Annotated in this window: 21 protein-coding genes, 1 tRNA gene and 1 riboswitch; of the genes, 9 read left to right on the top strand and 13 right to left on the bottom strand. The window is 57.3% G+C overall.

Going from position 1 to position 24,151, the window contains the following annotated elements; genetic code table 11:
* Window positions 1–100 precede the first annotated feature (100 nt).
* Genes ACZ9BB_RS17800 through ACZ9BB_RS17780 form a run of 5 tightly spaced genes read left to right on the top strand, consistent with a single transcriptional unit; the run spans window position 101 to window position 5,135 of the window.
* The gene (locus tag ACZ9BB_RS17800; RefSeq protein WP_476218345.1) at window positions 101–1,573 is read left to right on the top strand and encodes a c-type cytochrome; all 1,473 of its coding nucleotides are present in this window, start codon (window positions 101–103) and stop codon (window positions 1,571–1,573) included.
* A 49-nt stretch (window positions 1,574–1,622) separates the two neighbouring features.
* Window positions 1,623–3,398: a cytochrome c oxidase subunit I gene (gene ctaD / locus ACZ9BB_RS17795; RefSeq protein ID WP_476214924.1), complete on the top strand. Its 1,776-nt coding sequence runs from the start codon at window positions 1,623–1,625 to the stop codon at window positions 3,396–3,398.
* A complete protein-coding gene (locus tag ACZ9BB_RS17790; RefSeq protein ID WP_476214922.1) occupies window positions 3,395–4,081 on the top strand; it encodes a cytochrome c oxidase subunit 3 in 687 nt (228 codons plus the stop codon). Before ctaD ends, ACZ9BB_RS17790 begins: the two co-directional genes overlap by 4 nt.
* A 6-nt stretch (window positions 4,082–4,087) precedes the next feature.
* Window positions 4,088–4,804 carry a heme-copper oxidase subunit III family protein gene (locus ACZ9BB_RS17785; protein WP_476214920.1) on the top strand — a complete coding sequence of 239 codons (717 nt, stop codon included), beginning with the start codon at window positions 4,088–4,090 and terminating at the stop codon, window positions 4,802–4,804.
* Between the two features lie 13 nt (window positions 4,805–4,817).
* The gene (locus ACZ9BB_RS17780) at window positions 4,818–5,135 is read left to right on the top strand and encodes a cytochrome C oxidase subunit IV family protein (protein WP_476214918.1); all 318 of its coding nucleotides are present in this window, start codon (window positions 4,818–4,820) and stop codon (window positions 5,133–5,135) included.
* Window positions 5,136–5,167: 32 nt separating this feature from the next.
* Here ACZ9BB_RS17780 and ACZ9BB_RS17775 read toward each other — a convergent pair whose 3' ends face one another.
* Complete coding sequence (locus tag ACZ9BB_RS17775) at window positions 5,168–5,728, bottom strand: magnesium transporter (protein ID WP_476214916.1); 561 nt, start codon at window positions 5,726–5,728, stop codon at window positions 5,168–5,170.
* A gap of 562 nt (window positions 5,729–6,290) precedes the next feature.
* On the opposite strand from ACZ9BB_RS17775, the gene ACZ9BB_RS17770 reads away from it, so the two are divergent.
* From ACZ9BB_RS17770 to ACZ9BB_RS17760, 3 genes are all read left to right on the top strand, one after another.
* Window positions 6,291–6,659 (top strand): hypothetical protein, encoded by a 369-nt coding sequence (locus ACZ9BB_RS17770; protein ID WP_476214914.1) that lies wholly within the window; start codon window positions 6,291–6,293, stop codon window positions 6,657–6,659.
* An 83-nt stretch (window positions 6,660–6,742) separates the two neighbouring features.
* Window positions 6,743–7,885: a DUF3800 domain-containing protein gene (locus tag ACZ9BB_RS17765; RefSeq protein ID WP_476218343.1), complete on the top strand. Its 1,143-nt coding sequence runs from the start codon at window positions 6,743–6,745 to the stop codon at window positions 7,883–7,885.
* 42 nt (window positions 7,886–7,927) lie between these two features.
* Entirely contained in the window at window positions 7,928–8,794 is an 867-nt protein-coding gene (locus tag ACZ9BB_RS17760; protein WP_476214912.1) for a DUF6216 family protein, read from the top strand.
* Between the two features lie 211 nt (window positions 8,795–9,005).
* On the opposite strand, the gene ACZ9BB_RS17755 is transcribed toward ACZ9BB_RS17760, so the two are convergent.
* The 12 genes from ACZ9BB_RS17755 to ACZ9BB_RS17700 all read right to left on the bottom strand — a co-directional run bounded on the left by ACZ9BB_RS17755 (window position 9,006) and on the right by ACZ9BB_RS17700 (window position 23,400).
* The gene (locus ACZ9BB_RS17755) at window positions 9,006–10,571 is read right to left on the bottom strand and encodes a Fic family protein (RefSeq protein ID WP_476214910.1); all 1,566 of its coding nucleotides are present in this window, start codon (window positions 10,569–10,571) and stop codon (window positions 9,006–9,008) included.
* A 329-nt stretch (window positions 10,572–10,900) separates the two neighbouring features.
* A tRNA-Gly gene (locus ACZ9BB_RS17750) sits at window positions 10,901–10,974 on the bottom strand.
* Between the two features lie 181 nt (window positions 10,975–11,155).
* Window positions 11,156–12,040, bottom strand: a complete 885-nt coding sequence (locus ACZ9BB_RS17745; protein WP_476214908.1) for an alpha/beta fold hydrolase — start codon at window positions 12,038–12,040, stop codon at window positions 11,156–11,158.
* 317 nt (window positions 12,041–12,357) lie between these two features.
* Entirely contained in the window at window positions 12,358–13,050 is a 693-nt protein-coding gene (locus ACZ9BB_RS17740; RefSeq protein WP_476214906.1) for a pseudouridine synthase, read from the bottom strand.
* A 45-nt stretch (window positions 13,051–13,095) separates the two neighbouring features.
* Window positions 13,096–13,314, bottom strand: coding sequence for a cysteine-rich CWC family protein (locus ACZ9BB_RS17735; protein WP_019580865.1), 219 nt, complete (start codon window positions 13,312–13,314; stop codon window positions 13,096–13,098).
* 127 nt (window positions 13,315–13,441) lie between these two features.
* Window positions 13,442–15,220 carry an allophanate hydrolase gene (gene atzF, locus ACZ9BB_RS17730; RefSeq protein WP_476214903.1) on the bottom strand — a complete coding sequence of 593 codons (1,779 nt, stop codon included), beginning with the start codon at window positions 15,218–15,220 and terminating at the stop codon, window positions 13,442–13,444.
* 25 nt (window positions 15,221–15,245) lie between these two features.
* On the bottom strand, window positions 15,246–18,962 hold the full coding sequence (uca, locus tag ACZ9BB_RS17725) for an urea carboxylase (protein WP_476214902.1): 3,717 nt from the start codon (window positions 18,960–18,962) through the stop codon (window positions 15,246–15,248).
* Window positions 18,963–19,300: 338 nt separating this feature from the next.
* Window positions 19,301–19,942: an urea amidolyase associated protein UAAP2 gene (locus ACZ9BB_RS17720; protein ID WP_476214900.1), complete on the bottom strand. Its 642-nt coding sequence runs from the start codon at window positions 19,940–19,942 to the stop codon at window positions 19,301–19,303.
* 11 nt (window positions 19,943–19,953) lie between these two features.
* A complete protein-coding gene (locus tag ACZ9BB_RS17715) occupies window positions 19,954–20,679 on the bottom strand; it encodes an urea amidolyase associated protein UAAP1 (RefSeq protein ID WP_476214898.1) in 726 nt (241 codons plus the stop codon).
* 12 nt (window positions 20,680–20,691) lie between these two features.
* Window positions 20,692–21,480, bottom strand: a complete 789-nt coding sequence (locus ACZ9BB_RS17710) for an ABC transporter ATP-binding protein (RefSeq protein ID WP_476214896.1) — start codon at window positions 21,478–21,480, stop codon at window positions 20,692–20,694.
* Between the two features lie 19 nt (window positions 21,481–21,499).
* The gene (locus ACZ9BB_RS17705) at window positions 21,500–22,315 is read right to left on the bottom strand and encodes an ABC transporter permease (protein WP_476214894.1); all 816 of its coding nucleotides are present in this window, start codon (window positions 22,313–22,315) and stop codon (window positions 21,500–21,502) included.
* Window positions 22,316–22,332: 17 nt separating this feature from the next.
* On the bottom strand, window positions 22,333–23,400 hold the full coding sequence (locus ACZ9BB_RS17700; RefSeq protein ID WP_476214892.1) for a putative urea ABC transporter substrate-binding protein: 1,068 nt from the start codon (window positions 23,398–23,400) through the stop codon (window positions 22,333–22,335).
* A gap of 62 nt (window positions 23,401–23,462) precedes the next feature.
* A riboswitch (guanidine-I (ykkC/yxkD leader) is annotated at window positions 23,463–23,563 on the bottom strand.
* A 282-nt stretch (window positions 23,564–23,845) separates the two neighbouring features.
* Between ACZ9BB_RS17700 and ACZ9BB_RS17695 the strand changes: the two genes are divergently transcribed.
* Window positions 23,846–24,082 (top strand): hypothetical protein, encoded by a 237-nt coding sequence (locus ACZ9BB_RS17695; protein ID WP_476214890.1) that lies wholly within the window; start codon window positions 23,846–23,848, stop codon window positions 24,080–24,082.
* Window positions 24,083–24,151: the final 69 nt, after the last annotated feature.

The raw sequence follows: 24,151 nt of genomic DNA, 5'->3' as shown, positions 1-24,151 counted from the left end.
ACTTTGCCACCGGGATGGGTGGCAGTTGTCTGCCCTGCTTGGACGTCAGCGGCGATGCTTTGGCATAACCAATGAGCAACAGGAACAGGATGAAGAGAACATGGCAATAGCAATTGTCTTGATACTAATCGTTATTGCATCAGTACTCTTCAATATACTCGCGCCTTGGCATGCAACACCGGCAGCTTCCAACTGGGGATCCATAGACACCACCCTGTTCATCACCCTGATCATTAGCGGAATATTTTTCATCGCCATCACGGTATTCATGGCGGTAGCCGTGATGCGTTATCGTCACAAGGAGGGGGCCAAGGCGCACTACCAGCCAGAAAGTAAAAAGTTGGAGTTGTGGTTAATCATCGTTACCTCGGTAGGTATTATCGCCATGCTGGCGCCAGGCCTGGTTGTTTACAATGATTTTATCCGGGTGCCAAAAAATGCCTATGAGCTTGAAGTGATCGCCCAGCAGTGGCAGTGGGCCTTTCGCTTCCCTGGTAAAGACGGGAAGTTGGGTAAGTCGGATATCAAGTTTGTTGATTCCACTAACCCCCTCGGCCTTGATCCCAATGATCCTGCCGGGCAGGACGATGTACTGATAAAAAACAATGAAGTTCGTCTTCCGCTCGATAAGCCGGTGAAAGTTTTACTGCGATCCAAAGATGTACTGCACGATTTCTATGTACCGCAAATGCGTAGCAAGATGGACATGGTGCCGGGGATGGTGTCGTATTTTTGGTTTACGCCGACTAAATCCGGGAACTATGAAATCCTGTGCGCTGAATATTGTGGCGTAGGTCACTACAACATGCGCGGCCATATGATCGTGGAAGAACAGGACGTCTTCGATCAATGGCTGAACAGCCAACCGACGTTTGCGCAGACATTAGCGACAGCTGCCAAGCCCAGCCAGGATAGCGTGCTGGAAAAAGGTCGCATGTTGGTCGAAAAACTCGGCTGCGGGGCCTGCCATAGCCAGGATGGCAGTGCCAGTCTCGGGCCGGGATGGAAGGGCTTGTACGGCCGCACTGAACAGCTTGCCGATGGCAGCAGTGTGCAGGTCGATGAGGCCTACCTGAAAGAGTCGATCCTCGATCCGAAGGCTCGCCTGGTACAAGGCTACCCGCCGGTCATGGTGACCTATACTCTCAATGACGATGAACTGGGTGCACTCGTCGCCCTGATCAAATCACTGGGTGCTGCGCAACAAGGCGATGAGTCTTCTGCCGGCCAAGCGCCGAGCCCCGGTGAAGACTTGGCGGCGCAGGGACAGCAACTGGCCAAATCGCTCGGTTGTCTGGCCTGCCACAGTGTCGATGGCAGCAAGGGCATCGGCCCCAGCTGGCAGGGCCTGTACGGCAAGACAGAGACCCTTGCCGACGGTACGAGCATAAAGGTCGATGAGGGTTATATAAAAGATTCAGTTCTTAATCCCGCTGCCAAAATCGTCAAGGGCTATGCCGCCGTCATGCCGGCTTTTGCTCCGAGTGATAAGGAGTTGAACGCACTGATCGCTTTTATCAAATCCAAAGCGAATGCCGATGCCGATACGAGCAAGGCGGAGCCAGGGAAGTAGCCGTAAAGCAGCCAGGAACGCACCGAAACTTCGACAGGAGGATGACGTGATGGCCTATGCGGAGCAAGCCGAAACAGAAGCACTGCACGAGCCTAAAAGCTTCCTGACCAAATATATCTGGAGTCAGGACCACAAGGTCATCGCCATTCAATATTCCTTGACGGCTATATTCGTGGGCGTTATCGCCGTGGTGTTGTCCGGCTTGATGCGCATACAGATTGGCTTCCCTGGCGCTTTGGCGTTCATGGACGCCAATGCTTACTATCAGGCGATGACCATGCACGGCATGATCATGGTCATTTACTTGCTGACAGCCTTGTTTCTAGGGGGCTTCGGCAACTATCTGATTCCGCTGATGGTGGGCGCCCGCGACATGGTCTTCCCCTATGTCAACATGCTGAGTTACTGGTTCTACCTGCTAGCTGTAGTGGTGTTGCTCTCCAGTTTCTTTGTCCCTGGCGGCCCCACCGGTGCTGGTTGGACACTCTATCCGCCACAGTCCATTTCTCAGGGGACACCGGGGGTCCAATGGGGCATCGTCCTGATGCTCGTCTCACTGGCGATTTTTATTGTCGCCGCCACCATGGGCGGTTTGAACTACGTCACCACGGTATTGCAGGCGCGCACGCACGGTATGACATTGTTTCGCATGCCGCTCTCCGTATGGGGAATCTTCATGGCCTCGATCATGGCCTTGCTGGCCTTCCCGGCGTTGTTCGTCAGTGCAGTCATGATGCTGTTTGACAAGCTGTTGGGCACCAGCTTCTTTATGCCGGCGATGGTCTCGTTGGGGCAGTCGCTCGATCACCAGGGTGGCAGCCCGATATTGTTCCAGCACCTGTTCTGGTTCTTCGGCCACCCGGAGGTCTACATCGTTGCTCTCCCTGCGTTTGGCCTGGTCTCCGACTTGATCAGCACCCATGCGCGTAAAAATATCTTCGGTTACCGAATGATGGTGTGGGCCATTATTGCGATTGGCGTACTCAGCTTTGTGGTCTGGGCGCACCATATGTATGTCAGCGGAATGAACCCGTACTTTGGCTTTTTCTTCGCGGTCACTACCTTGATCATCGCGGTGCCGACCGCATTGAAAGTCTACAACTGGGTGCTGACCCTGTGGCGCGGCGACATCCATCTGACCGTGCCCATGCTCTTTGCCCTGGCCTTTATCGTCACCTTCCTGGTCGGCGGTCTGACCGGGTTGTTTCTCGGTAATGTGATCGTGGACATTCCGCTCTCGGACACCTATTTCGTCGTCGCCCATTTCCATATGGTCATGGGGGTCGCGCCGGTACTGGTGGTGTTCGGCGGCATTTATCATTGGTTCCCGAAAGTCACCGGGCACATGTTGAACGACACCCTGGGCAAGTTGCATTTCTGGATTACCTTTCTGGGCACCTACGCCATCTTCTTCCCCATGCACTACCTGGGTTTCCAGGGCATGCCGCGTCGTTACTACGCCTATGAAAACTACGCATTCATCCCGCAGTCGGCGCAAGAATTGAATGCCTTCATTACGGTGGTCGCATTGACCGTCGGCGTTTCCCAGTTGCTGTTTCTGTTCAACCTGGCCTGGAGTGCATTTAAAGGTAAACCCGCGGGCAGTAACCCTTGGGGGGCGGCCAGTCTGGAATGGCAAACGCCGAATACGCCGCCGATACACGGTAATTGGGGAGCGAAGCTGCCGGTCGTGCATCGGTGGGCTTATGACTACAGCGTGCCGGGGATAGAGCAGGATTTCGTTCCGCAAACGGTCTCCGCCGAGGAGTTGGAGCAAATGCGGCTACTCAGTGCCGGAACCAAGATAGCGGACGTTAAAACATGAACAGACTGCTATTGAGAAACGCTGACGGCGCTGACCCCGGCGGCAGTTGGAATCGCGATCCTGAGGGTATTCAGGCCGCCACTGATAGAAGCCAAACGGCAAGGATAGGCCTGCGCTTGTTTCTGGCTGTGGTGAGTTCGTTATTCTTTCTCTTCCTGCTCGCCTTCGTCGCCCGCTCACAAATGGCCGACTGGCTACCCCTGACAGACCCCTTGGCGCCGTTAGCCAATCCGTGGCCGCTGTGGGTGAATTCGGCTTTTCTGGTATTGAGTTGCATCGCACTGCAGTGGGCGCGCGTGGCCGCTCGACAGGCTCGACTGGACGCAACGGTCATTGGCTTTGTATTGGGGGGCGTATTTGCAATTGCCTTTCTGACGGGACAACTCTGGGTCTGGCAGCAGTTTGTCGCCTGGGGCTACTTTGTCGCCAGCAATCCGGCCAACAGTTTCTTCTACCTGTTGACCGGTGTGCACGGTCTCCATCTGCTGGGCGGGTTGATTGCCTGGGGCAGAACCGTCGTTAAATTCCTGCGTCATGTGCCATTGCCGCAACTCAGCGCCAGCGTAGAACTCTGTGCGATCTATTGGCACTACTTATTGGGTCTTTGGTTCGTGCTATTCGCGCTGCTGACCAGCACGCCGCAAACCTATGAAGCCATCGCCAGATTCTGCGGCCTGAGGTGAAAAGCCATGGCATCGCACCCACAAGAAGCCCCAAGCGAGTCAAGTTCATCCAGTCCACCAGGCTCGCCATCTGCACCCGGATGGCAGGGCATCGCCAGCGACTGGGCCTCGGATAGGGAGGCCTTCAAGCAGGTCCCCTGGGGCAAGGCGATGATGTGGATATTCCTGCTCAGCGATACGTTTATATTCACCTGTTTTTTGACCGGCTACATGTCGGTCCGCATGACCATCACCGCCCCCTGGCCGAACCCCAGTGAGGTGTTCGCATTGACGATCGGCGGCAGAGAAATCCCGCTTATTCTGATCGCCATCATGACCTTCGTGCTGATCAGCAGCAGCGGCACCATGGCCATGGCCGTTAACTTCGCCTATCGCCGTGATCGCGCGAAAACCACGGCCCTGATGCTGGCGACCGCTGCCTTGGGTGTGACCTTCGTCAGCATGCAGGCATTTGAATGGAGCAAGCTCATCGCCGAAGGGGTGCGTCCTTGGGGGAATCCCATGGGGGCGGCGCAATTTGGTGCCAGCTTTTTCATGATTACCGGTTTCCACGGACTGCATGTGTCAATAGGTGCTATCTACCTCAGCATTGTGGCGATGAAGGTACTGCGAGGAGATTATGAGCGCTCCGGAAACTATCAGAACGTCGAGATAGCCGGGCTTTACTGGCACTTCGTGGATTTGGTGTGGGTGTTTATTTTTGCATTCTTCTATTTATGGTAGAGGAGCACGGGTGATGGCGCATGCTCAGGGTCAACAACATCCGATTGGTTTGTACCTTAAGATTTGGGGGCTGTTATTCGTCCTCAGCACGATGTCATACCTCGTCGACTATTTTCACTTCCATGGCTACCTTCGGTGGGCCCTGATTATCACTTTCATGTTGTTGAAGGCAGGCTTAATTGTCTCCATCTTCATGCATATGGCCTGGGAACGGTTGGCCATGGTCTACGCCATATTGGTACCACCGTTGTGTTTGCTGGTGCTCGTCGGGCTGATGGCCAGCGAGGCGGACTATGTTTTCCTCAGCCGAGTGATTTTCTTCGGCCAATAATCAACGTCCGGATGACCTTGAGCCTCCAGGGGCTAACCCGATATCACTCGCTTGAACTGATGCCATTTGTGCTGCCAGGCCACTGTCCAGTGGGGGGCTGCCGTTCCCGTGCCGGCGATCGTCAGCTTTGGATGATGTTCGATTACCCGGTCCAGTACCGATTCCTGACCCGGCTCAACATCTACGAAGAAGATATGTTTGCCTTCATCCACCACCTCTTTAAAACTGCGGAAGTGAGTGTTCGGCACCTGGAACCCGAAAAAGCCGCCTTCCCAGATGCAGAAGCCAAATATAACAATCGCAAGGAAGATAAAAGGCACCCAGCCTGCGGCGGATTCGGTCCAGCCTAGCCAATAGGCGCCACCAAGGACCAGCGCCGCGAGAGGCACACCAACCACCGCACCAATCTCGCCAGAGTGAACAACATCCTGCTTCATCAACGAGTTGACCTCGTGGAGGTGATGCTCTTCAACATCAGCAACTTTTTCACTGAGCACATGAATTTGTTCGGTGTCGATGCCGTTGGCTTCCAGCTCATTTTCAACGGCTTCAAGATCGTCGAGATTGTCACTGATGTAATAGTGTCGGTTCATGCCACACCTCCCATCTCGTGTTGGCTGTAGACCTCCTTTGTCCTGCAGCCGTTAACTGAGATTTGCAGTCGATGTCTGTGCACGTGGGGAACGTTGCACACTTCATGCGATTCGTAGGAAGTATAGCATTCGCTAGTATGCGGGGCGGGAGGCGTCAAGGCTTGGAGGGGGGATTGGGGCTTGGCGTGCGCTGACGAGTTCTGCATTGCAGCGCCACATCCAGACGTTCCCCTGTCAGTCATTCGTAGAGGTATCCCAAACGCTATGAAAATGTTAACGCTTGATGAAATTTGATAATAAATCCGTGTTTTCTGAAAAAAACGCCAACAGACTTCAGAGGAGTCGCTAACGCCCCGAGAGCACTTACTCATCGATCAGCAGACAACGGAAGGTAGAGCAATTGTGGACGGTCAAAGCCAGATAGCGGGGACGACGGTCAAGCTAGCTGGGGCGCCAAGGTGCTCTGATTGCTGTGAGAACGCGGAAGAAGCTGATAACTTGGTGATGGCTTTTGGCCTAGATGGCAGCTAGGATTTGGAACTCTCTACCATCAAGGACGAATATGAAAAGTCTCATCGCAGTTATGGGCATTTGTTTGGCACTTGGCGGTTGCGCTACGTCGCACTTCACCGCAGGCCGGGACTTTCCATCGGCCAGTGTGGCGAGTATCACCAAGGGTAAAACTACGACTACCGAGTTGAAGTCGCTGTTCGGTGAGCCTTACGCCAAGAGCGCAGTCAGCGAGACTGACGAGAAATGGGTATACACCTACACCAATGGCTCAGCCCACGCCCAAAGTTATGTTGTCACTATGAAGGTGACGACTACTGGCACTCAGAAAACGCTCGACGTCCTGATCCGCAATGACGTGGTTATCAACTACACGTTCAGCGAAGGCCCTGCGCCAGGCACCACCACTGCAACCAACTGAGACCGCCCCCATGCCGCTGGGCGATCCGACGCGATCAGACGGATGATGATGGAGCACGCAAATTGGACAGAACGTATGCCTTCGTGGATGAGTCCGGGAATGCCGACTTGGACACATCAAAGACGGGGAGCTCGGGCTTCTTCATCGTGTGCTCCATCCTGGTCGCAGAGAAAAACTTCGATGCCGTCCATGCTCAAGCTGAAGTGTTGCGAAAGCGCAATTTTCAAACTGGCGAGATCAAGTCCAGCAAGCTGAAGGCTAAGGATTCAGATCGTCGCGCTCGGATTCTGAACGAATTAGCCGAACTGCCATTCAAGCTCTATTTCACCGTCGTTGATAAGTCGAGAATCCATAAAGATGGTGGGCTTCGCTTTAAAACTTCATTCATCAAATACGTGAATGGATTGCTCTACGAACGCCTCTTCAGCACCTGCCGCAATCTCCAGATGACCGTTGACGAGCATGGTGGCCATGAGTTCCAGCAGAGCCTCAAAAGCTACGTTGTAGATCGGTTCGTCGATGATCTGTTCGGTGATGAAAATGCTTTCCGGACGATGTCCAGCAAGGACAATGTTCTGATTCAGGTTGCAGATTTTTTTGCCGGATCGGTCGCACAGATCTATGAAGGGAAGGCTTCGGAGGATGCGGTGCTGGCCTATAAGAAAATCCTCGGAAAGCTGACTCTTGGCCTGCTGGAGTGGCCACTAAGGTATCAGTCGTTCCTACCGCCTCCGACAGATGAATCTGGATATGCAGACTACCAGGTGCATCAGGAAGCTCTCCGCCAGGCTGACCGTTTCAGCGAACGCGTTGGTCAGCATCTGGATGAGGATGAACGCCTGCAGCTAAGCATTTTGCGGTTCTTGAGGTTTCAGAGCGAATTCGTCACCAAAGATTATGTGCCAACCGCAGAAATCATTGCCCACCTAAAAGACAGGGGGTTTGGGGAGGTCAACGACCAGAGAATTCGCTCCAGTGGCGTTGCCAAACTTCGCGATGCAGACGTCATCATTACGAGCGCGGCAAAGGGCTACAAGATTCCCCAGACACGTGCGGACATCAATGAGTTTCTCGAAAGGGCATCAGGGATAGTCGTCCCTCTCCTCGAGCGCGTTAAAAAAGCCCGAGAGGTTTATCGGCTGAGCAGTCGAGGAGAATACGACATCGTCACGGCGGCCAATCTCACCGACCTAGCCAAACTGCTCGCCTCTCTAGAGGGACTCTAGGATGGATGAAACAGAACTCCTGAAAATCTAATAGGACAAGCAATGGATCCACAATTCTTTGGCTACATTTCCGTTTCGGTGGAAAAGTGGCAAAAAATCGCGCCTCTCTTTGCGGCAGGAATGACCGTACTATATATAATTTATATTTGCACGGTCACAGAATCGCTCTCCATAATCAGAAATCGAATATCTGATCTAATTGGCAATAAACATTCATTTAATCATGACAAGCTAAAAAGACATCAACAACAAGAACTGGACCTGGATCACTTCAACTTTAAATTTAAGTTGAATGTCAAAACACCTTATGCGATGGATAAATTAATCGCTTGGGCAGAACAATCGGGCATACGACTTAATGAGATCAAAAGAGCGCGCCCTTATTTCGATCCAACAGAGCAAACCTTTAAAATTTCGCAGCCAAAATTTGTAAAAACGTTCGTTGCAATAGTTCTGCTTTTTTCCGTTCTAATTTTTTTCGCCATTCACACCCCCAATGCTGCCTTATTTAAAGTAAATAAAACCGGCCAATGGTTTTGGGTTGCCAATAGCCATGCTTTCTCTTTCACCTCTTATCTTCCACAGTCATTTCATGTATCTGACTCCTGGGAAATGAGCGCAGGCAATTGCTTGCTGGATAAAACGGCAGCGCCATTATCCGACGACTGGGATAAAAAAGTTATATGCTACCTTCTGCTCGACAACAAGAAAGGGCACGTGGAGAAAACCATCAGAGAGCAGAAAATTCTGGCATGGACTATTTCGCTCCCTTTGCTCCTCGTGCCTCTTGCTGTACTGCAGGGAAGTCGCAGGCGGCGATACGCAATAGAGTTTCAAAGACGCAGCCAGAAAAAGCTCCGCTTTGGTGATAGTCCTCTTCCAGAATATGCAAGGTATTATTACGACTAGGCCAAGTGCTTCAGGTGATAGTTATGCCTGACGGAACGAGAGCCCGCTATTGCCTGTTCACCGGCAGAGTATGGATATGGGGGAAAAAGGCGGGGGAAAAAGGTGACGGATTTATTTATCAGCAAACAGCTAGACCGGTCACGACTCGACCAAATCCCGGGTACAAAAAAACGGCTATCAAGGCCGTTTTTTCTAATCCACCCCCAGCGCCTTATCCGGATTCGCCGAAAGATCCTTCTTCGCCTGCACCCATCTCTCGATCCTCAAATGCAGAACGTACGGCCTCCACGACGCGTCCCGCCATGCGCTCATCTTCAAGCTGCGGGTACCCTTTCTTTAGCTTGCCGGACACCACCCAGCCGTTCTCCTTGATGGAACGGATGATGCGGTTCGCATCCAGGTCCGGCATTTCCAGTACCTCTTTCAGCTGCTCCTGAGCTCGCTGAAAGATCACCAGTACTCGGGCTTCATCTGCCATTTCCTTTCGAATCGTGTGTTCAACGACGCGTGCGGTGTACAGGACATGTTCGGTCAGATCGGGATACCGCCAGGCAAAACACGCGTCTTCGTATTCATCGAAGATGAAGTTGCTGCGAGTCCCGTCCTCGTAGGTCACGAGTTCGCCGAACCGATAGGCCGCTGCGTAACGTCGCATGAACGGTCGCGAGAACACTTCGAGCGTACGGTCATAGCCGGCCCTGAAGTCGATCGAACTCGTGATTGTGGCTGACACCGGCAGTATCACGCCGTCGGGCACGGCCTTATCGCGAATCAGGGTGTCGTTGATCAGGAAGCGATGGATCCGGCCATTGCCATCGCGCATGGGATGGATGTACACGAAGCCAAATGCCAACACAGCGGCACGTGCCAATGATTCCGCACCACGCGTTGCAACTTCAAACTCGTTGAGTCCTGCCAATAGCTGTGCAAGATCCGCGAAATGGGGGGCAATGTAATGCACGATGTCCTCGCGCATCGTGGCCTGACCCACAAACACAGGGGAGCGCCGCAAGCCCAGGCCAATGGCATCACGCCCCAGAATGCCGGCTTGCAGGGATTGCAGGCTGTCGTTGCTCAACGGGTCTTTGATATGTCCGCAATACTGGGCGATGACATGGGCAAACCGCTGGATGCGATCGGCCTGGTCGGCTTCCTTTTCGATGAGAAAGCTCGCGCGCGATTCCTTGAATGTCAGCCAACTGGCGGTACGCATCAGGATGTCGGGGCCAAAGGCCTGATCCAATTCATCCAATGCCTCGCGTAGATCGAATTGCAGGGCCTCCTGCACTGGCGCTGTACGACGAACCAAGGGGCAGAACCCCGCCGTCCCCGGCAGGTTGTTATTGACTCGCCAACGCCGCGTTCGCAGTGCCTCGCGACGAGTCAGGTAATCTTTTGGCGAAAGTACATCAACATAGCCGCCATTGGTCACGTCTGGCACATCCAGACGTTGCCCTGTCAGCCATTCGTAGAGGAATCCCGTGCGACGGGCATACTGGCCGAATGGCTCCCGTCGACACCAGTCTTCGACAGGCTGCGGACCTATGGCCGCAAACAGGCGGGCGAAGAATTCGAGGTGGATCTCTTCGTACTTGAGGCCGAATTCGAAATGTCCTGCGAAATCGTCTGCGGGCCGATAGCTTGCCGGATACCGGTTCTCCACATTTCCGTCACTTTCTCGACTGACACGTACAGTGCCGATCATCGAGTCGACTCGTAGAGGCTGTGCCAGTGCGATGTCGTAACGGTTCGCGAGGGTCTTGAAACCGACTTGCATTGACGAAATCCTTTACTGGGGCAAGAAAAACGCTAACAGAACGTCGATCATATGCGAAAACGCTAATTTCCGTATATATGAAAATATTAACGCTTGATGAAATTTGATAATAAATCCGTATTTTTCGAAAAAAACGCTAACAGACTTCAGGGTAGTCGTTAACGCCCCGAGAGCACTTACTCATCGATCAGTGGGCAATGGACGAAAATGGGGAGATGCCTCAGAGCCTGATTCCACCAAACCCCAGACACAAAAAAACCGGCCATCAAGGCCGGTTTTTTCTTTACCTGCATCCCCCGTCAAAAAACAACGTGAGACTGAAATCTGATTGGAGCGGGTGAAGGGAATCGAACCCTCGTTATCAGCTTGGGAAGCTGGAGTAATGCCATTATACGACACCCGCTCAGAGCGGCTGACTTTGTACCAGATGTCGGCGTGAAAATGAAGTTTTTCTTTGCGCGCGATGGCTTTAGCACGGGTGAAACGAAAGCAGAGACCGCATTGCGGTCATTCGCGGGCAAGCCTCGCTCCTACAGGAATGCGCTTAACGCTGCAGGGCTGAGCTTGCTCGCGATGACTCTGTTTCAGATTGCAAATGCATGGTGGTCCTGGACGTACTGGTAACGCGGTCGGCTTTCGAGTTGCGCCGGTTTCAGGAAGCCCAGCAGTGCGTTACGGCTGTCTTGGCAAGCGGTTTTGTGTTCCATGTCGAGGAAGTGGCCGGTAGCCTGAAGGGTGCTGAAGGTGCTGTGCTCCACATGGCCGGCGAACAGCCTGGCATCGGCGGGGGCGGTGTACTCGTCCCATTCGCCGTTCATGAACAGCACTGGCACGTTGATTTTCTTCGCCGCGTTCAGGTAGCAGTTGCGATCGCTGTTGAGCACGTCGTTGATGTGAAAGTGCATCTGCCCGTATTCATGTTCGGCCAACGAACTGACGTGACGGTAATTGAAACGCTTGAACAGCGAGGGCAGGTGTTTGCCGATGGTGCTGTTCACCAAGTCACCGACCCGGTTACCGTCCCGGCTGCCGAGATAATCGACACCGCGCTCAAGATAGTCGAGCATGTGCTCGTTGACCACCGGCGAGAACGAGCTGATCACGGCCTTTTCGATGCGCCGTGGTCGTTGGGCCAGGGCGACGAGCGTGGCGGCGCCACCAAAGGAAAACGACAGTACGTGTTCGGCGGCGAAGTGGTCGATCAGCTCAAGGAGGATCTGCCCTTCGATTTCCTTGGTCAGCATTTTCTCATGCAGGTTGTGAGCCTTGGACTTGCCCGCATAGGGCTGGTCGTAGCACACCACATTGAACTGCGGATAAAGGTTTTTCACGGTTTGGGCAAACGACGCAGTCGTGGACATCGAGCCGTTGACCAGAATGATGGTCTTTTCTGCGGCGTCTGCGCGATAGAACTCCGTGTAAACCCGATACTGACCCTGTATATCCAGCACAGCGATTTCTGGCCTCATGACATAAGACTCCTGGCAAGCGGGTATGCGCGCAAATCAGATTGCACGAGCTTTGTGACAGGTAGGCATACGCCTGGAATTTTTGAAGGCCCATGTCGATCCATTGCACGCTGGTCGACGGGTATTGTTATAAGCGGGCAGTTTGCCGGGGGAAGGCGGAACCTGAGGGTTCTCTGCCGGCAAAAAGTTTCTTAGAGTAGTTTTGGTGACTCGTCGGTCACATTTCGCGCCGACGTCCTGATTCAAGCAGGGGTCACGTCATCGCGCAAGTATCTTTCGTAAATTGTTCAGCAGTTTTCTGCTGAGCGGTCATCCGCTTAGATCAATCGGATCTCTTCATTGCTCAACGGCCGGTATTCGCCCGGCTTCAACGCATCGTCGAGCACCAGCGGTCCCATGCGTTCGCGGTGCAGGCGCATCACCTTGTTGTCGAAGTGGCCGAACATCCGTTTTACCTGATGATAGCGGCCCTCGACGATGCTCAGGCGCGCCGATTTCGCCCCGAGCACGGCCAGTTCGGCAGGTTGGGTGGTGAGGTCTTCGAAGGCGAAATACAGGCCTTTGGCGAACGTGATCGCGTACTCGGCAGTGATGTCCTGCTGTGTCTCGACGTAGTAGACCTTGGGCAGTTTGGTCTGCGGTTGGGTCAGGCGTCGTGACCAACTGCCATCGTTGGTGATTAGCATCAGGCCGGTGGTGTTGAAGTCCAGGCGACCGGCGATGTGCAGGTCATCCTTGTCCGGTTCATGGATCAGGTCGAGTACGGTCGGGTGTTGCGGGTCGCGGGTGGCGCTGACACAGCCGGGTGGTTTGTGCAGCATGAAGTAGCGTGCCGGTTTGCCGACTTGCAGCACCTCGTTGTCGACTTCCACGCGGCTGAACTCAAGCACCTCGGCGTGAGGATCGCTGACGATAGTTCCGTCGACCCTGACGCGCTTTTCCACCAGCAACAGGCGTACCTGCTTGCGGTTGAAGCGGGGCAGGTTGCTGAGGAAGCGGTCAACGCGCATGGCTAGGGTTCGGTGGGAGGATTCGGTGGGAGAGTGCCGCGCATCTTACGTGATCGGCCAGGCGGCTGCTTGCAACTGCGCCTCGACCCGGGCGCAGGCCGGGCACAGGCAGGACTTGTCGCGCAGCTCTGCCGGCAGCGTTTCGAACACCGCCGGGTCGATGCTGACGCCGTAGCACCAGCACGCACGATCGACCGTTCGTGGGTCAGCCAGGCTGCAGTCGTTGGAGGCGCCGCAGGCCGGGCAGAGGTCAGGTTTATTCATCAAGGGGTCATTCGGTGATGGCCGGTTCGCTTGGCCCGAGCAGCGCATGATCGGTCGGCAGGCACTCATGTGCAAGCCGGCGCCTGCACAAATCACGCAGGAGCCGGCTTGCCGCAGATTCGAGAAATCAACCCAGGCTTTTCAGATACGCACGCCATCCACCCAAATGACTGATCTCCAGCGCGCCCTCCAACCCATACGGCTCACAGATAAACCCGCTTTCCCAGCGCCCATCCGCCAGTTGCACCTTACCCAGTCCCAGCGGCGCCGGGATCCCGGTCAGGAACGAACCCAATTCACTGCTCGGTAACTCCCACACTTCCACCGCTATTGCCATGCCGCCTTCTTTCACGCGGACCATGCCGGGGCGATACGGTGGGCCGCCGGCCAGGGCATACAGCTGATAGTTTGGCGAACTCTGAGTCGTTTCGACCAGCCGGGCTCCACGCTGCTTGAGCTGCCAGTTCAGTGCCAGGCCATCCAGATGTGCACCACAGACCACCAGCCGAGCCCGGTCATTGCGTGCGATGGCGGCCGGGGCAAGTGAAGCCAGGCCCTGCTGACGTTGCAGAGCATCCGCCACGCTCAACAGATACTGATCGGTAAACGCGCGACCAAACAAGGTCACGCCCCATGGCAAACCATTGCCCATCAATCCGCTGGGCACGGCGACGGCAGCGTAATCGAGCAGGTTCATGAAGTTGGTGTAGTAGCCCAGTTCCGAGTTGCGCAGTACCGGTTCGGCGGCAAGTTCCGCCAACGTCACCGGACGGCCAATGGTTGGCGTCAGCACGCAGTCGAGGCCCACCAATGCTCTGTCGCACAGCGCCTTCAAGGCTTGCAGCCGGTAGTGGGCGCAGAAGGTTTGCACGCCGGTCACCGCCGGGGCCTTGGCCAGCACCGCACGAATCACCGGCAGCACGGCTTGAGGATTTTGCTCCATCAACTTGCCGGCCACACTGTAACGCTCGGCCACCCACGGCCCTTCGTAGAGCAACCGCGCCGCTTCAAGGAAGGGCGACAAATCCAGTTCGACCGCTTCACCGCCCATGGCTTTGAGCTGGTCGATGGCATCGCCGAACAACAATGGGCCTTCAGGGCAGCCGAAGAACTTAAGGTCTTGCGCGCGCGGCACACCGAAACGAAACGCGCGCGGTGTGCCGAAAGCTGAGCCGTCATTCCATAGTGGGTTGTTGCGGCTGTATTCGTCCCGTGGGTCGAGATGAGCGGTCAGTGCCAACAACTGACTGGCTTCCCGAGCGGTTGAAGTGAAGGTGGTCACGCAGTCCAGCGTGCGACAAGCCGGAACCACCCCGGCTGTGGAGATCAGCCCCTTGGTGGCTTTCAAACCGACCAGATTGTTCAGTGCCGCCGGTACGCGCCCGGAGCCTGCGGTGTCCGTGCCCAGGGAAAAACTCGCCACGCCGAGTGCCACCGCCAGTGAAGACCCGGCGCTGGAACCGCCCGACGGATATTCCGGCAACACGCTGTTCGGGCAAGCGCCATACGGCGAGCGGCTGCCGTTGAGGCCGGTGGCGAACTGGTCGAGATTGGTCTTGCCCAACGGGATCGCGCCCAGCGCCAGCAGTTGTTCGACGATGGTTGCCGAACGCTCCGGCACGTAGGCAAACGCCGGACATGCCGCCGTGGTGGGAATGCCCGCCAGATCGATATTGTCCTTGATCGCGAACGGTACGCCGTACAGCGGCAGGCTGGCCGGGTCACGCTCGTCGAGCGCGCTGAGGTACGGTTCCAGCTCCTCGACACTGAGCAAATGGATGAACAGGTGATAGTCCGGGTTCAGCGCAGCAGCTTTTTCCCGCAGGCTCGGCAGCAGTTGCCGAGGCGTGATTTGGCCGTCACGGTAAGCGTTGCGCAGGGCGTCGAGTTGCAGATTGATGTTCATGCTTCAGATCCTTGTTGGAATGGCTTCAGTCGAGTTCAAGCACCACGACACGCTGTCCGGCGCGCACCGCCGAACCCGGTTGCACACGAATCTCGCGCACCACCCCGGCCATGGGCGCGAGCAGCGGGATTTCCATCTTCATCGACTCCAGAATCACCAGCACATCACCCGCGACCACTCGGCTGCCGGCCTGCACCTGAACCTGCCAGAGGTTGCCGGCGATGTGGCTGTCGATGCTCTGTTGACCGTCGGCCAACGGCGCCTCTTCAGTCACTTGCGATGCCAGTTCTTCGCTGTCGAAATGCGCCTGGCCGCTGGCGATCCAGCGTTCGCGCTCGGCATCGAACGCACTTTTTTGCTGATTCCGAAACGCTGCAATGCTCTGGGCTTCTTTCGCCAGAAACGCCTGGTAATCCGCGAGGTTCAACTGGCTGTGCTCGATGTTCAGAGCGAAGCGTCCGAGCGGGAAATCCCGTCGAATGCGCAGCAGTTCATCGGCGCTTACCGGGTAGAAACGGATCTGATCGAAGAACCGCAACAGCCACGGTTTGCCATCGAACGCGGCGACCTCGCGGTAGCGGTTCCACATCTGCAAGGTACGGCCGACGAACTGATAACCACCGGGGCCTTCCATGCCGTACACGCACATGTAGGCGCCGCCGATGCCTACCGAATTTTCCGCGGTCCAGGTGCGGGCCGGGTTGTACTTGGTAGTCACCAGACGATGCCGAGGATCGAGCGGGGTGGCGACCGGTGCGCCGAGGTAGACATCGCCCAGCCCCATCACCAGATAGCTGGCGTCGAACACCGTGCGTTGCACTTCGTCGAGGTTCGGCAGGTCGTTGATGCGCCGGATGAACTCCAGATTGCTCGGGCACCATGGGGCGTCCTTGCGCACGGTGGTCATGTATTTCTCGATGGCCAACTGGCAGGTCGGGTCGTCCCAGGACAACGGCAGATGCACGATGCGCGAAGGGACCTGCAAGTCTTTGGCGGCGCACACGGCGTCCCATTCACCGGCGACAATGCCCAGCAGATCGGCGAGCGGCAGTTGTTCGGGTTGGTAATGCACTTGCAGCGAGCGAATGCCCGGTGTCAGGTCGATCACGCCGTGCAGGTTTTTGCTTTCCAATGCCTGCATCAGCGCGTGGGCGCGGAAGCGCAGGACCAGGTCCAGTTCCGGGGCGCCGATTTCCAGTAACAAATGAGTATCGCCCGACAATCTCGCCACCAGCCGGGTGTCGTCCTGCCCGATATCCAACACCACAGGCGACACAACCCCCTGTGGGAACACATTACCTGTGGCGAGGGGGCTTGCCCCCGTTGGGTCGCGCAGCGGCCCCAATACCTGCAATCGCGCAGTATCAGATGTATCGAGTTGACTGATTGGCGACTGCTTCGCAGCCGAACGGAGCGATGCGGCGTTCCGACAAGCCCCCTCGCCACAATGGTTCTGCATTGCCAGAGAGCGAGCGGTTTTCAGATCGACCGGCAAAAACTGCACCTTGTCTCCAGCCTTCAGTTGCCCGAGTTGCCAAAGGTCCGCTTCGATCACCGTCACCGGGCAGACAAATCCACCGAGACTCGGGCCATCGGGACCGAGGATCACCGGCATATCACCGGTGAAATCCACCGCGCCAATCGCATACGGATTGTCGTGAATGTTCGATGGATGCAGCCCGGCCTCGCCGCCGTCGGCCCGCACCCATTCAGGCTTCGGCCCGATCAGTCGCACACCGGTGCGGCTGGAGTTGAAATGCACTTCCCATTGGGTCGCGAAGAAGGTGCCGATGTAGTTTTCGGTGAAGTATTCCGGTGCGCCGTGGGGGCCGTAGATCACCCGGATTTGCCGCACGGCCGATAACTCGCAGACCTGTTCTTCAGGCAATTGAATGCCCGCACTGCGGTCGCTCAAGGCTGGCACATGCAGCACGTCACCGGCTCGCAATGCACGACCGCCATGCCCACCAAACTGACCCAGCGTGAACGTACTTTTGCTACCCAGATAATCCGGCACTTGCAGACCACCGCGCAGGCACAGATAGCTGCGAGCGCCTGCACCGGCGATCGTGCCGAGATGCAATGTGGCACCGGCCGGAACCCGCAGCGTGGTGTTCATCGGCGCCGTTTCACCGTTCAGCGTCAATGGAATCTGCGCACCGGTCACCGCCACAACCGCATCACAATTGAAGCGCAACATCGGCCCGCTCATGGTGATTTCCAGCGCTGCGGCACCTTCGTCGTTACCCAGCAAAAGGTTGCCTGAACGCAAAGCTCGGCTGTCCATCGGCCCCGACGGAGGCACGCCGACTGCCCAATACCCGAGACGCCCCGGATAATCCTGAACGCTGGTCTGGGTGCCGGCGCTGATCACCTCAAAGGTGTTGGCCTGATAGACCAGCCCCTCCAGGCAACGGGTCCACGGCTGGCCGCTGGCGAAGGGCGCATCGAGCAAAATCTGCCGCAGGTAATCGCGGTTGGTTTCCACTCCGTACAACAGGCTGTCGCCCAAGGTTTGGAGCAGGTCAGCGCGGGCTTCTTCGCGAGTCGGCGCCCAGCGGATGACCTTGGCAATCATTGGATCGAAGTACGGCGGGATCTCGCAACCGGCCTCGACCCACGTGTCGATGCGCAGTTGTTTGCCATCGGCGACGGGAAAATTTACCGCTGTCAGCAACCCGGGACTCGGTTGAAAATCCCGCCCAGGATCTTCGGCGTAGAGCCTTGCCTGAATCGCGTGGCCGTCGGCTTGCAAACCTTGACTCAACTCGCTCAATGGCGGTAAATCTCCGGCCGCCAGCGCCACCATCCAGCGCACCAGATCCACGCCCCACACTTGTTCGGTGACGCCGTGCTCCACCTGCAAACGGGTGTTCACTTCAAGAAAATAGAAACGCTGGGTGTCGCTGTCGAAGACGAACTCTACGGTGCCGGCGCTGCGGTAATTCACTGCTTTGGCGAGTTTGATTGCTGCCGCGCAGAGCGCTTCGGCCATGCCGTCGGGCAGGTTGGGTGCCGGGGTTTCTTCGAGGACTTTCTGGTTGCGCCGTTGCACCGAGCAGTCGCGCACGCCCAGAGCAATCACCTCGCCCTGGCCGTCGCCGAATACCTGCACTTCCAGGTGCCGGGCGCGCTGGATGTACTTCTCGATAAACACGCCGGCGTCGCTGAAGTTGTTCTGACCGAGGCGTTTGACGGCTTCGAATGATTCGCTCAATTCAGCGGCGCTGCGGCACACGCGCATACCGATACCGCCACCGCCGGCGGTGCTTTTGAGCATCACCGGGTAACCGACCTGTTCGCTGGCGATCAGGGCTGCATCGAGGCTGTCGAGCAGTTCGGTGCCTTCGAGCATCGGCACGCCGTGTTGTTTGGCCAGGGCGCGGGCGGTGTGCTTGAGACCGAAGACTCGCAGTTGCTGTGGCGTCGGGCCAATAAAGGCAATGTTGGCGGCTTCGCAGGCTTCGGCGAAGGCGGCATTTTCCGAGAGGAAGCCGTAGCCGGGATGGATCGCCGTGGCGCCGGTGGCTTTGGAGATGGCGAGGATTTTGTCCACGGCCAGATAAGTGCCGGCGGCTGCGCCTTCGCCCAGGCTGTGGGCTTCATCGGCTTGCAGGATATGCAGGCTGGCGGCGTCGGCTTCGGAGTAAACCGCGACGCCCTTGACCTGCAATTCTTGCAGGGTACGCAGGATGCGGCAGGCGATGGCGCCGCGGTTGGCGATGAGGACTTTTTCGAACATGGCATAACCCCTGGAGGCGATAGCGCATCAGCCTCGACCTGGGATGCGGGCCGTCCCGCAGTTTTTTGAGATGCACCCGGGCCGTCCCGGATGAACAAAATTCACGCTTTTTTGTGGTGAGGGAGCTTGTCGGATCGCCACACCGTCCCGCTCGGCTGCGCAGCAGTCGCGAAACCTGCTGCTGCGGTCCGTCAGACATAGCGCTATTGCAGGGTTTGGGGCCGCTTCGCGACCCAGCGGGAGCAAGCTCCCTCGCCACAGGGATCAGCGTTGTTTGAGGCACTGGCCGGAGCGGGCCTGACACAAGGCAAACAACCACCGCCGTAAACGCGCCAATTTCAGTTCCATACCAAAAGCTCCGCAGGGGTGGGGTTGTAGGCGTTGCATGGGTTGTTCAGTTGCGGGCAGTTGGAGATCAGTACGATCACGTCCATCTCGGCGCGCAGGTCGACGTATTTGCCTGGCGCTGAAATCCCGTCTTCAAACGTCAGCCCGCCATCGGCCGTCACCGGCACGTTCATGAAGAAATTGATGTTCGGCCCGATATCGCCCTTGCCCAGTCGCCCGTCGTGGGCGCAGGCGCGCAGGTAATTGTCGCGGCAGCTGTGCATGTAGCGTTTTTCCAGGGCGTAACGCACGGTATTGCTCTCTTGCGCGCAGGCACCGCCGAGGGTGTCGTGACGCCCGCAAGTGTCTTCGACGATGGTCAGCATCGGCTTGCCGAGGTTGGAATAGAGCACGCTGCCAGTGCTCAGGTAGACGCTGTTCTGCCGCCGCAACGTGCGCTGCACGTCATAGCGCTCCTTGGGATTGGCGAGGCTGTAGAACAGAGTGTCGACCGCCTGATTGCCTTCCAGGTCGAGGATACGCAGGGTCTGGCCGGCCTTGACCTCCATCAGCCAGGGTTCGCCGGCGGGGATGGTGGCGCGGTAGACCGCGGTTTCTGGTTGCTTGTGAACAGTAGCGATTGCAAGTGACATGGCAGCGATCCTCAAGCGAACAGGCGGTCGGTGTTGATGAATCCACGCACGTTTTCCGGGCGCGAGGTGCGACAGTGTTCGGCGATGCTGGCGTCGGCGTTCATCCAGCTGAGCTTCAGCGGTTTGGGTGCGTACTCAGGCGCCGGATCCATCGGGTGTTGCAGCGCGGTGAGCACCACCAGGGTGTCCATCGGCGCATACAGCTCGATGTAATCCCCGGCCTTGGAATTGCCCTCCACAAAATGGAAGCGACCGGTCTCATCGACATTGACGCGGCTGAACAGGTTAAGGGTCATCAGCAGGTCGGACAGGCCCAACCCCCACTTGCCCAGCTCTACCAACAGGTTGTCGGTGCCGTTGCGAAAGAAGCCGTTGCGCAGTTCCTGATAACGGCCTGAGCCGTACTTTTGCGCGACTTCTTCAGCGCACAGCACGCCGCCGAGGCTATCGCTCCAGCCGCAGGTATCGGCCGTGATGGCCGCCAGTACGCGACCCATGTCCGAATACAGGCAATGGCCGCTGGTGAGCTTGGCGGTGTGTTGGCATTTGAGGCTGTCGGGCAGGTTCAGGCGTTCGGTTTTTTCATTGGCGTTGAGCAGCGTCAGGCTGACATTGGCGCCGCCGCGCAGATCGGTCAGGCGCAGTAATTGGCCGCGTTTCAATACAAAGGAGCGATGGCCGCCGCCGGGGAGCATTTCTTCTGCAAAGGGCGGGAACAGTTGGGTTGAGTCAGTCATGTGCAAATTCCTCTAGGCGATGCGAAGCGTGCCAACCAACTGAGCTGGCAGTGCGTCGACGGCGGCACGGTGGGCGCGGCGGTCGCTGTTCAAAGGGATGTCGTAGGTGATGCGCGCGCCATAGGCGCCGGGGGCGTGCGGGTCGACGCGGACCTTGTCGAATACCAGCAAACGGGTGCCGAGATTGAAACCTTCGGACAAGTCGTGGGTGACCATGAACACCGTCAGTTGCGTCTCGCGCCACAGCTCCAGCAGTAAGGCGTGCATGTCTTTGCGGATGCCCGGATCGAGGGCGCCGAACGGTTCGTCGAGGAGCAACACGCGGGGTTTCATGATCAGCGCCTGGGCAATCGCCAGTCGTTGCTGCATACCACCTGAGAGCTGCGCCGGGTACTTGTCCAGCGAATGGCCGAGACCGACTTTGTGCAGCAATACCGCCGCCTGTTCCCGAGCGTCTTTTTTTGCATGGCCGAACAACCGCCCGAGTAAGGGGGAGCGTGGCAGTTCGAGGCCGAGGGCGACATTGTCCAGCACGGTCAGGTGCGGGAACACCGAGTAGCGCTGGAACACCACGCCACGGCTCGAATCCGGTTCGCCAGCCAGCGCTTGACCGTCCAACAGAATCTCGCCGCGACTGGCGCGTTCCTGGCCCAGTAATAGCCGCAGGAACGTCGACTTGCCGCAACCCGACGCGCCGACCAAGGTGCAGAACTCACCTTCGTTGACGCTCAGGTTCAGTCCTTCAAGCACCACCTGATCGGCATATTGCTGCCAGACGTTTTTTACGCTGATGAAGCTCATGCCCGCGCCCCTTCATAACTCATTTGGAGGCACCTTGGTGCCAGGGAAAAGCGCGCTGGGTCAGGCGCTTGAGGCCCCAGTCCATCAGCCAGGCGAGCAGAGTGATCCACACCACGTAGGGCAGAATCACGTCCATCGCCAGGTAGCGGCGAACCAGGAAGATCCGGTAACCCAAACCGTCCGTGGAGGCGATGGCTTCGGCGGCGATCAAAAACAACCACGCCGAGCCGAGCATCAATCGCAACGAGATCAACAGGCGCGGCAGCAATTGCGGCAGCACCACCCGCAGCATCAAGGTCCAGGTCGAGGCGCCAAGCGTCTGCGCCTTGATCAGTAACTCGACGGGGATTTCCCGGGCGCGCTGTTCCAGATCACGGGCCAGACACGGGGTGATGCCGATCACGATCAGCATCACTTTCGACAACTCCCCCAACCCGAACACGATGAACAAAATCGGCAGGATCGCCAGTGGCGGCACCATCGACAGCACTGTCAGTACCGGCGATAACGGTGCGCCAAACAGCGGCAGCGTACCGGCGGCAATGCCCAGGCAGAGCCCGGCCACTGCACTGATACCGAGACCGATGGCCAGCCGTCGCAGGCTGGAAGCGGTGTCTTGCCAGAGCAGGTATTCACCGGTGCGGGTGTCGGCGGTGAAGGCCAGGCGTTTCACCGCGTCGCTCATCTGCACGGCACTGGGCAGCAGTTTGTCGTTGGGGTTGTCCGTCAACCGCTCGGCCGAGCCCATGAAGTAGGCGAACAGCACCAGGGCGAACGGCAGAATTACCAACAGCAAGCGACTCGGGCGATCCGGGTGGCGATTGATCAGGCGCATGGCCAGCTCCTCCTGTCTTACAGCTGGGCGTCGGCGGCCATCTGCACGTAAGTCGGGTCGAAGCGCAGCTTGAGGTTGCCTTTGTCGCCGCTGGTCACGCCATTGGCGAAGGCCATGCCGATGGCGCTGGTGTCCTTGGCGCCTTCACCCAGCAAACCGTGTTGGAAGGAGAACTCGGCGACTTTGCGCATGGTGTCCGGCAGTTGCTTGCTGGTGGAGAACGCCAGGGCTTCTTTGGGGGTGGCAAACAGTTTGGTGGTGTCCAGTTGGGCCTGGAAACCTGCCAGATCAGTGCCCGAAGCTTTGGCCATGTGTTCCAGCGCGGCTTTGCTCGCGGTGTTTTTCGCGTTCATCAACTCAACCACTTCAAACCAGGCTCCGGTCAGGGCTTTGCCCAGGGCCGGGTTGTCTTTGAGGGTGGCGCTGTTGACCACCATCATGTCCATGATTTCGCCGGGGACCTGGCTGGAGTTGAAGACTTCAGTCACGCCGGGCTTGGCCTTGATGTCCGAGAGCATCGGGTTCCAGGTGGTGACGGCGTTGACCTGATCGGTGTTGAAGGCGGCCGAGATGTCGGCGTCGGAAGTGTTGACCACTTTCAGGTCTTTCTCGGTGAGATCCACCGAATCGAGCGCCCGTGCCAAGAGGTAATGAGAGACAGAGAGCTCAACCAGGTTGACGTCCATGCCCTTGAGGTCGGCGACTTTCTTGCCTTCGCCCTTGAGCACGATGCCGTCGTTGCCGTTGGAGAAGTCGCTGACGATCAGCGCCGTGCTGTCGACGCCACCGGCAGCCGGAATGGTCAGCGCATCCATGTTGGTCATGGTGCAGCCGTCGAACTGGCCGGCGGTGTACTGGTTGATGGATTCGACGTAGTCGTTGAGTTGCACCACATCGATCTTGATGCCGTACTTTTTCGCCCATTTGTCGACGATGCCTTGGCTGCCGGCGTATTCCCAGGGCATCCAGCCGGCGTAGATAGTCCAGCAGACGCTGAAGTGGTCTTTCTGGGCGGCCTGGGACGAGATGCTCACGAGGGCTGCAAAGGCAGCGGCGAACAGGGCGGGTAAACGAAGTCGGGACATGGTGTGGTTCTCCAGTTGATCAAGGGCGGACAGGAAGGCAGCGGCACCGCGAACGGTGGCTTGTCTCCCGGGCTTTTGTCCCGCCGTGTAACCTCAACTGGAGGTCGCCAACTCTCGGACCAGCCACTCGCGATTGCGAGCCGGAACCCTAGTCAGCCATTGCAAATTGTGGTGCCGCGAACCTGTGATGACTCCTGCACGTCTTTGGTTAAGCGAGAGCCGTGCCAAGTTGGCTCGAGCCCTCTGGCTGGGGGCATGGAAGGGAGGGGGAGATAAACAGGGCAGGGCGCTTTGCCTTGTCATGGTGCGCTGGCGCCTGGACATGCACCGTAGAAGGACGGCTGGCCGCTGATCTGAAGGCCGGCGGGGTCTGGCACTCGGTGCAGGTTTGAAAGTCCAAACAGGTGTGAGTCGACTGCTGTTGCAGGTCTTTCAGGAGGCCTCCATGTTCTGTCAAAAAAAGCTCCGCCAAATATTGCTCAGTGTGTTTTTTGGTTTGGGCCTGGCCAGCTGTTACTACTATGTAGGTGGCGCCGATATTTATCCGACACCCTATTACTACCCCGGTTACTACTACTCACCTTACTACTACGGCGGCCCGCGTTTTTACGGCGGCTATCGCTACTATTATTTCAGTGGGCCCCGTCATTACCACGGTGGCCCCTATCGTGGGCACCACTGATCGGCCCATGAAGACAACGGCGCATCCGGCCTCCCGGACGCGCCGTTTTCTTATGGGGTAGATGAAAAA

Source organism: Pseudomonas sp. TE3552, assembly GCF_056278945.1.
The sequence above is the reverse complement of the archived record's forward strand: the minus strand, read 5'-3'. Positions and strand labels throughout refer to the sequence as shown.

Coding starts and splice junctions, on each gene's coding strand:
- ACZ9BB_RS17755 (WP_476214910.1), bottom strand. CDS start 10,571: ATGCAAGTCGGTTTCAAGACCCTCGCGAACCGTTACGACATCGCACTG.
- ACZ9BB_RS17760 (WP_476214912.1), top strand. CDS start 7,928: ATGGATCCACAATTCTTTGGCTACATTTCCGTTTCGGTGGAAAAGTGG.
- ctaD (WP_476214924.1), top strand. CDS start 1,623: ATGGCCTATGCGGAGCAAGCCGAAACAGAAGCACTGCACGAGCCTAAA.
- ACZ9BB_RS17740 (WP_476214906.1), bottom strand. CDS start 13,050: ATGCGCGTTGACCGCTTCCTCAGCAACCTGCCCCGCTTCAACCGCAAG.
- ACZ9BB_RS17720 (WP_476214900.1), bottom strand. CDS start 19,942: ATGTCACTTGCAATCGCTACTGTTCACAAGCAACCAGAAACCGCGGTC.
- ACZ9BB_RS17700 (WP_476214892.1), bottom strand. CDS start 23,400: ATGTCCCGACTTCGTTTACCCGCCCTGTTCGCCGCTGCCTTTGCAGCC.
- ACZ9BB_RS17735 (WP_019580865.1), bottom strand. CDS start 13,314: ATGAATAAACCTGACCTCTGCCCGGCCTGCGGCGCCTCCAACGACTGC.
- ACZ9BB_RS17800 (WP_476218345.1), top strand. CDS start 101: ATGGCAATAGCAATTGTCTTGATACTAATCGTTATTGCATCAGTACTC.
- uca (WP_476214902.1), bottom strand. CDS start 18,962: ATGTTCGAAAAAGTCCTCATCGCCAACCGCGGCGCCATCGCCTGCCGC.
- ACZ9BB_RS17745 (WP_476214908.1), bottom strand. CDS start 12,040: ATGAGGCCAGAAATCGCTGTGCTGGATATACAGGGTCAGTATCGGGTT.
- ACZ9BB_RS17790 (WP_476214922.1), top strand. CDS start 3,395: ATGAACAGACTGCTATTGAGAAACGCTGACGGCGCTGACCCCGGCGGC.
- ACZ9BB_RS17695 (WP_476214890.1), top strand. CDS start 23,846: ATGTTCTGTCAAAAAAAGCTCCGCCAAATATTGCTCAGTGTGTTTTTT.
- ACZ9BB_RS17780 (WP_476214918.1), top strand. CDS start 4,818: ATGGCGCATGCTCAGGGTCAACAACATCCGATTGGTTTGTACCTTAAG.
- atzF (WP_476214903.1), bottom strand. CDS start 15,220: ATGAACATCAATCTGCAACTCGACGCCCTGCGCAACGCTTACCGTGAC.
- ACZ9BB_RS17705 (WP_476214894.1), bottom strand. CDS start 22,315: ATGCGCCTGATCAATCGCCACCCGGATCGCCCGAGTCGCTTGCTGTTG.
- ACZ9BB_RS17785 (WP_476214920.1), top strand. CDS start 4,088: ATGGCATCGCACCCACAAGAAGCCCCAAGCGAGTCAAGTTCATCCAGT.
- ACZ9BB_RS17710 (WP_476214896.1), bottom strand. CDS start 21,480: ATGAGCTTCATCAGCGTAAAAAACGTCTGGCAGCAATATGCCGATCAG.
- ACZ9BB_RS17715 (WP_476214898.1), bottom strand. CDS start 20,679: ATGACTGACTCAACCCAACTGTTCCCGCCCTTTGCAGAAGAAATGCTC.
- ACZ9BB_RS17775 (WP_476214916.1), bottom strand. CDS start 5,728: ATGAACCGACACTATTACATCAGTGACAATCTCGACGATCTTGAAGCC.
- ACZ9BB_RS17770 (WP_476214914.1), top strand. CDS start 6,291: ATGAAAAGTCTCATCGCAGTTATGGGCATTTGTTTGGCACTTGGCGGT.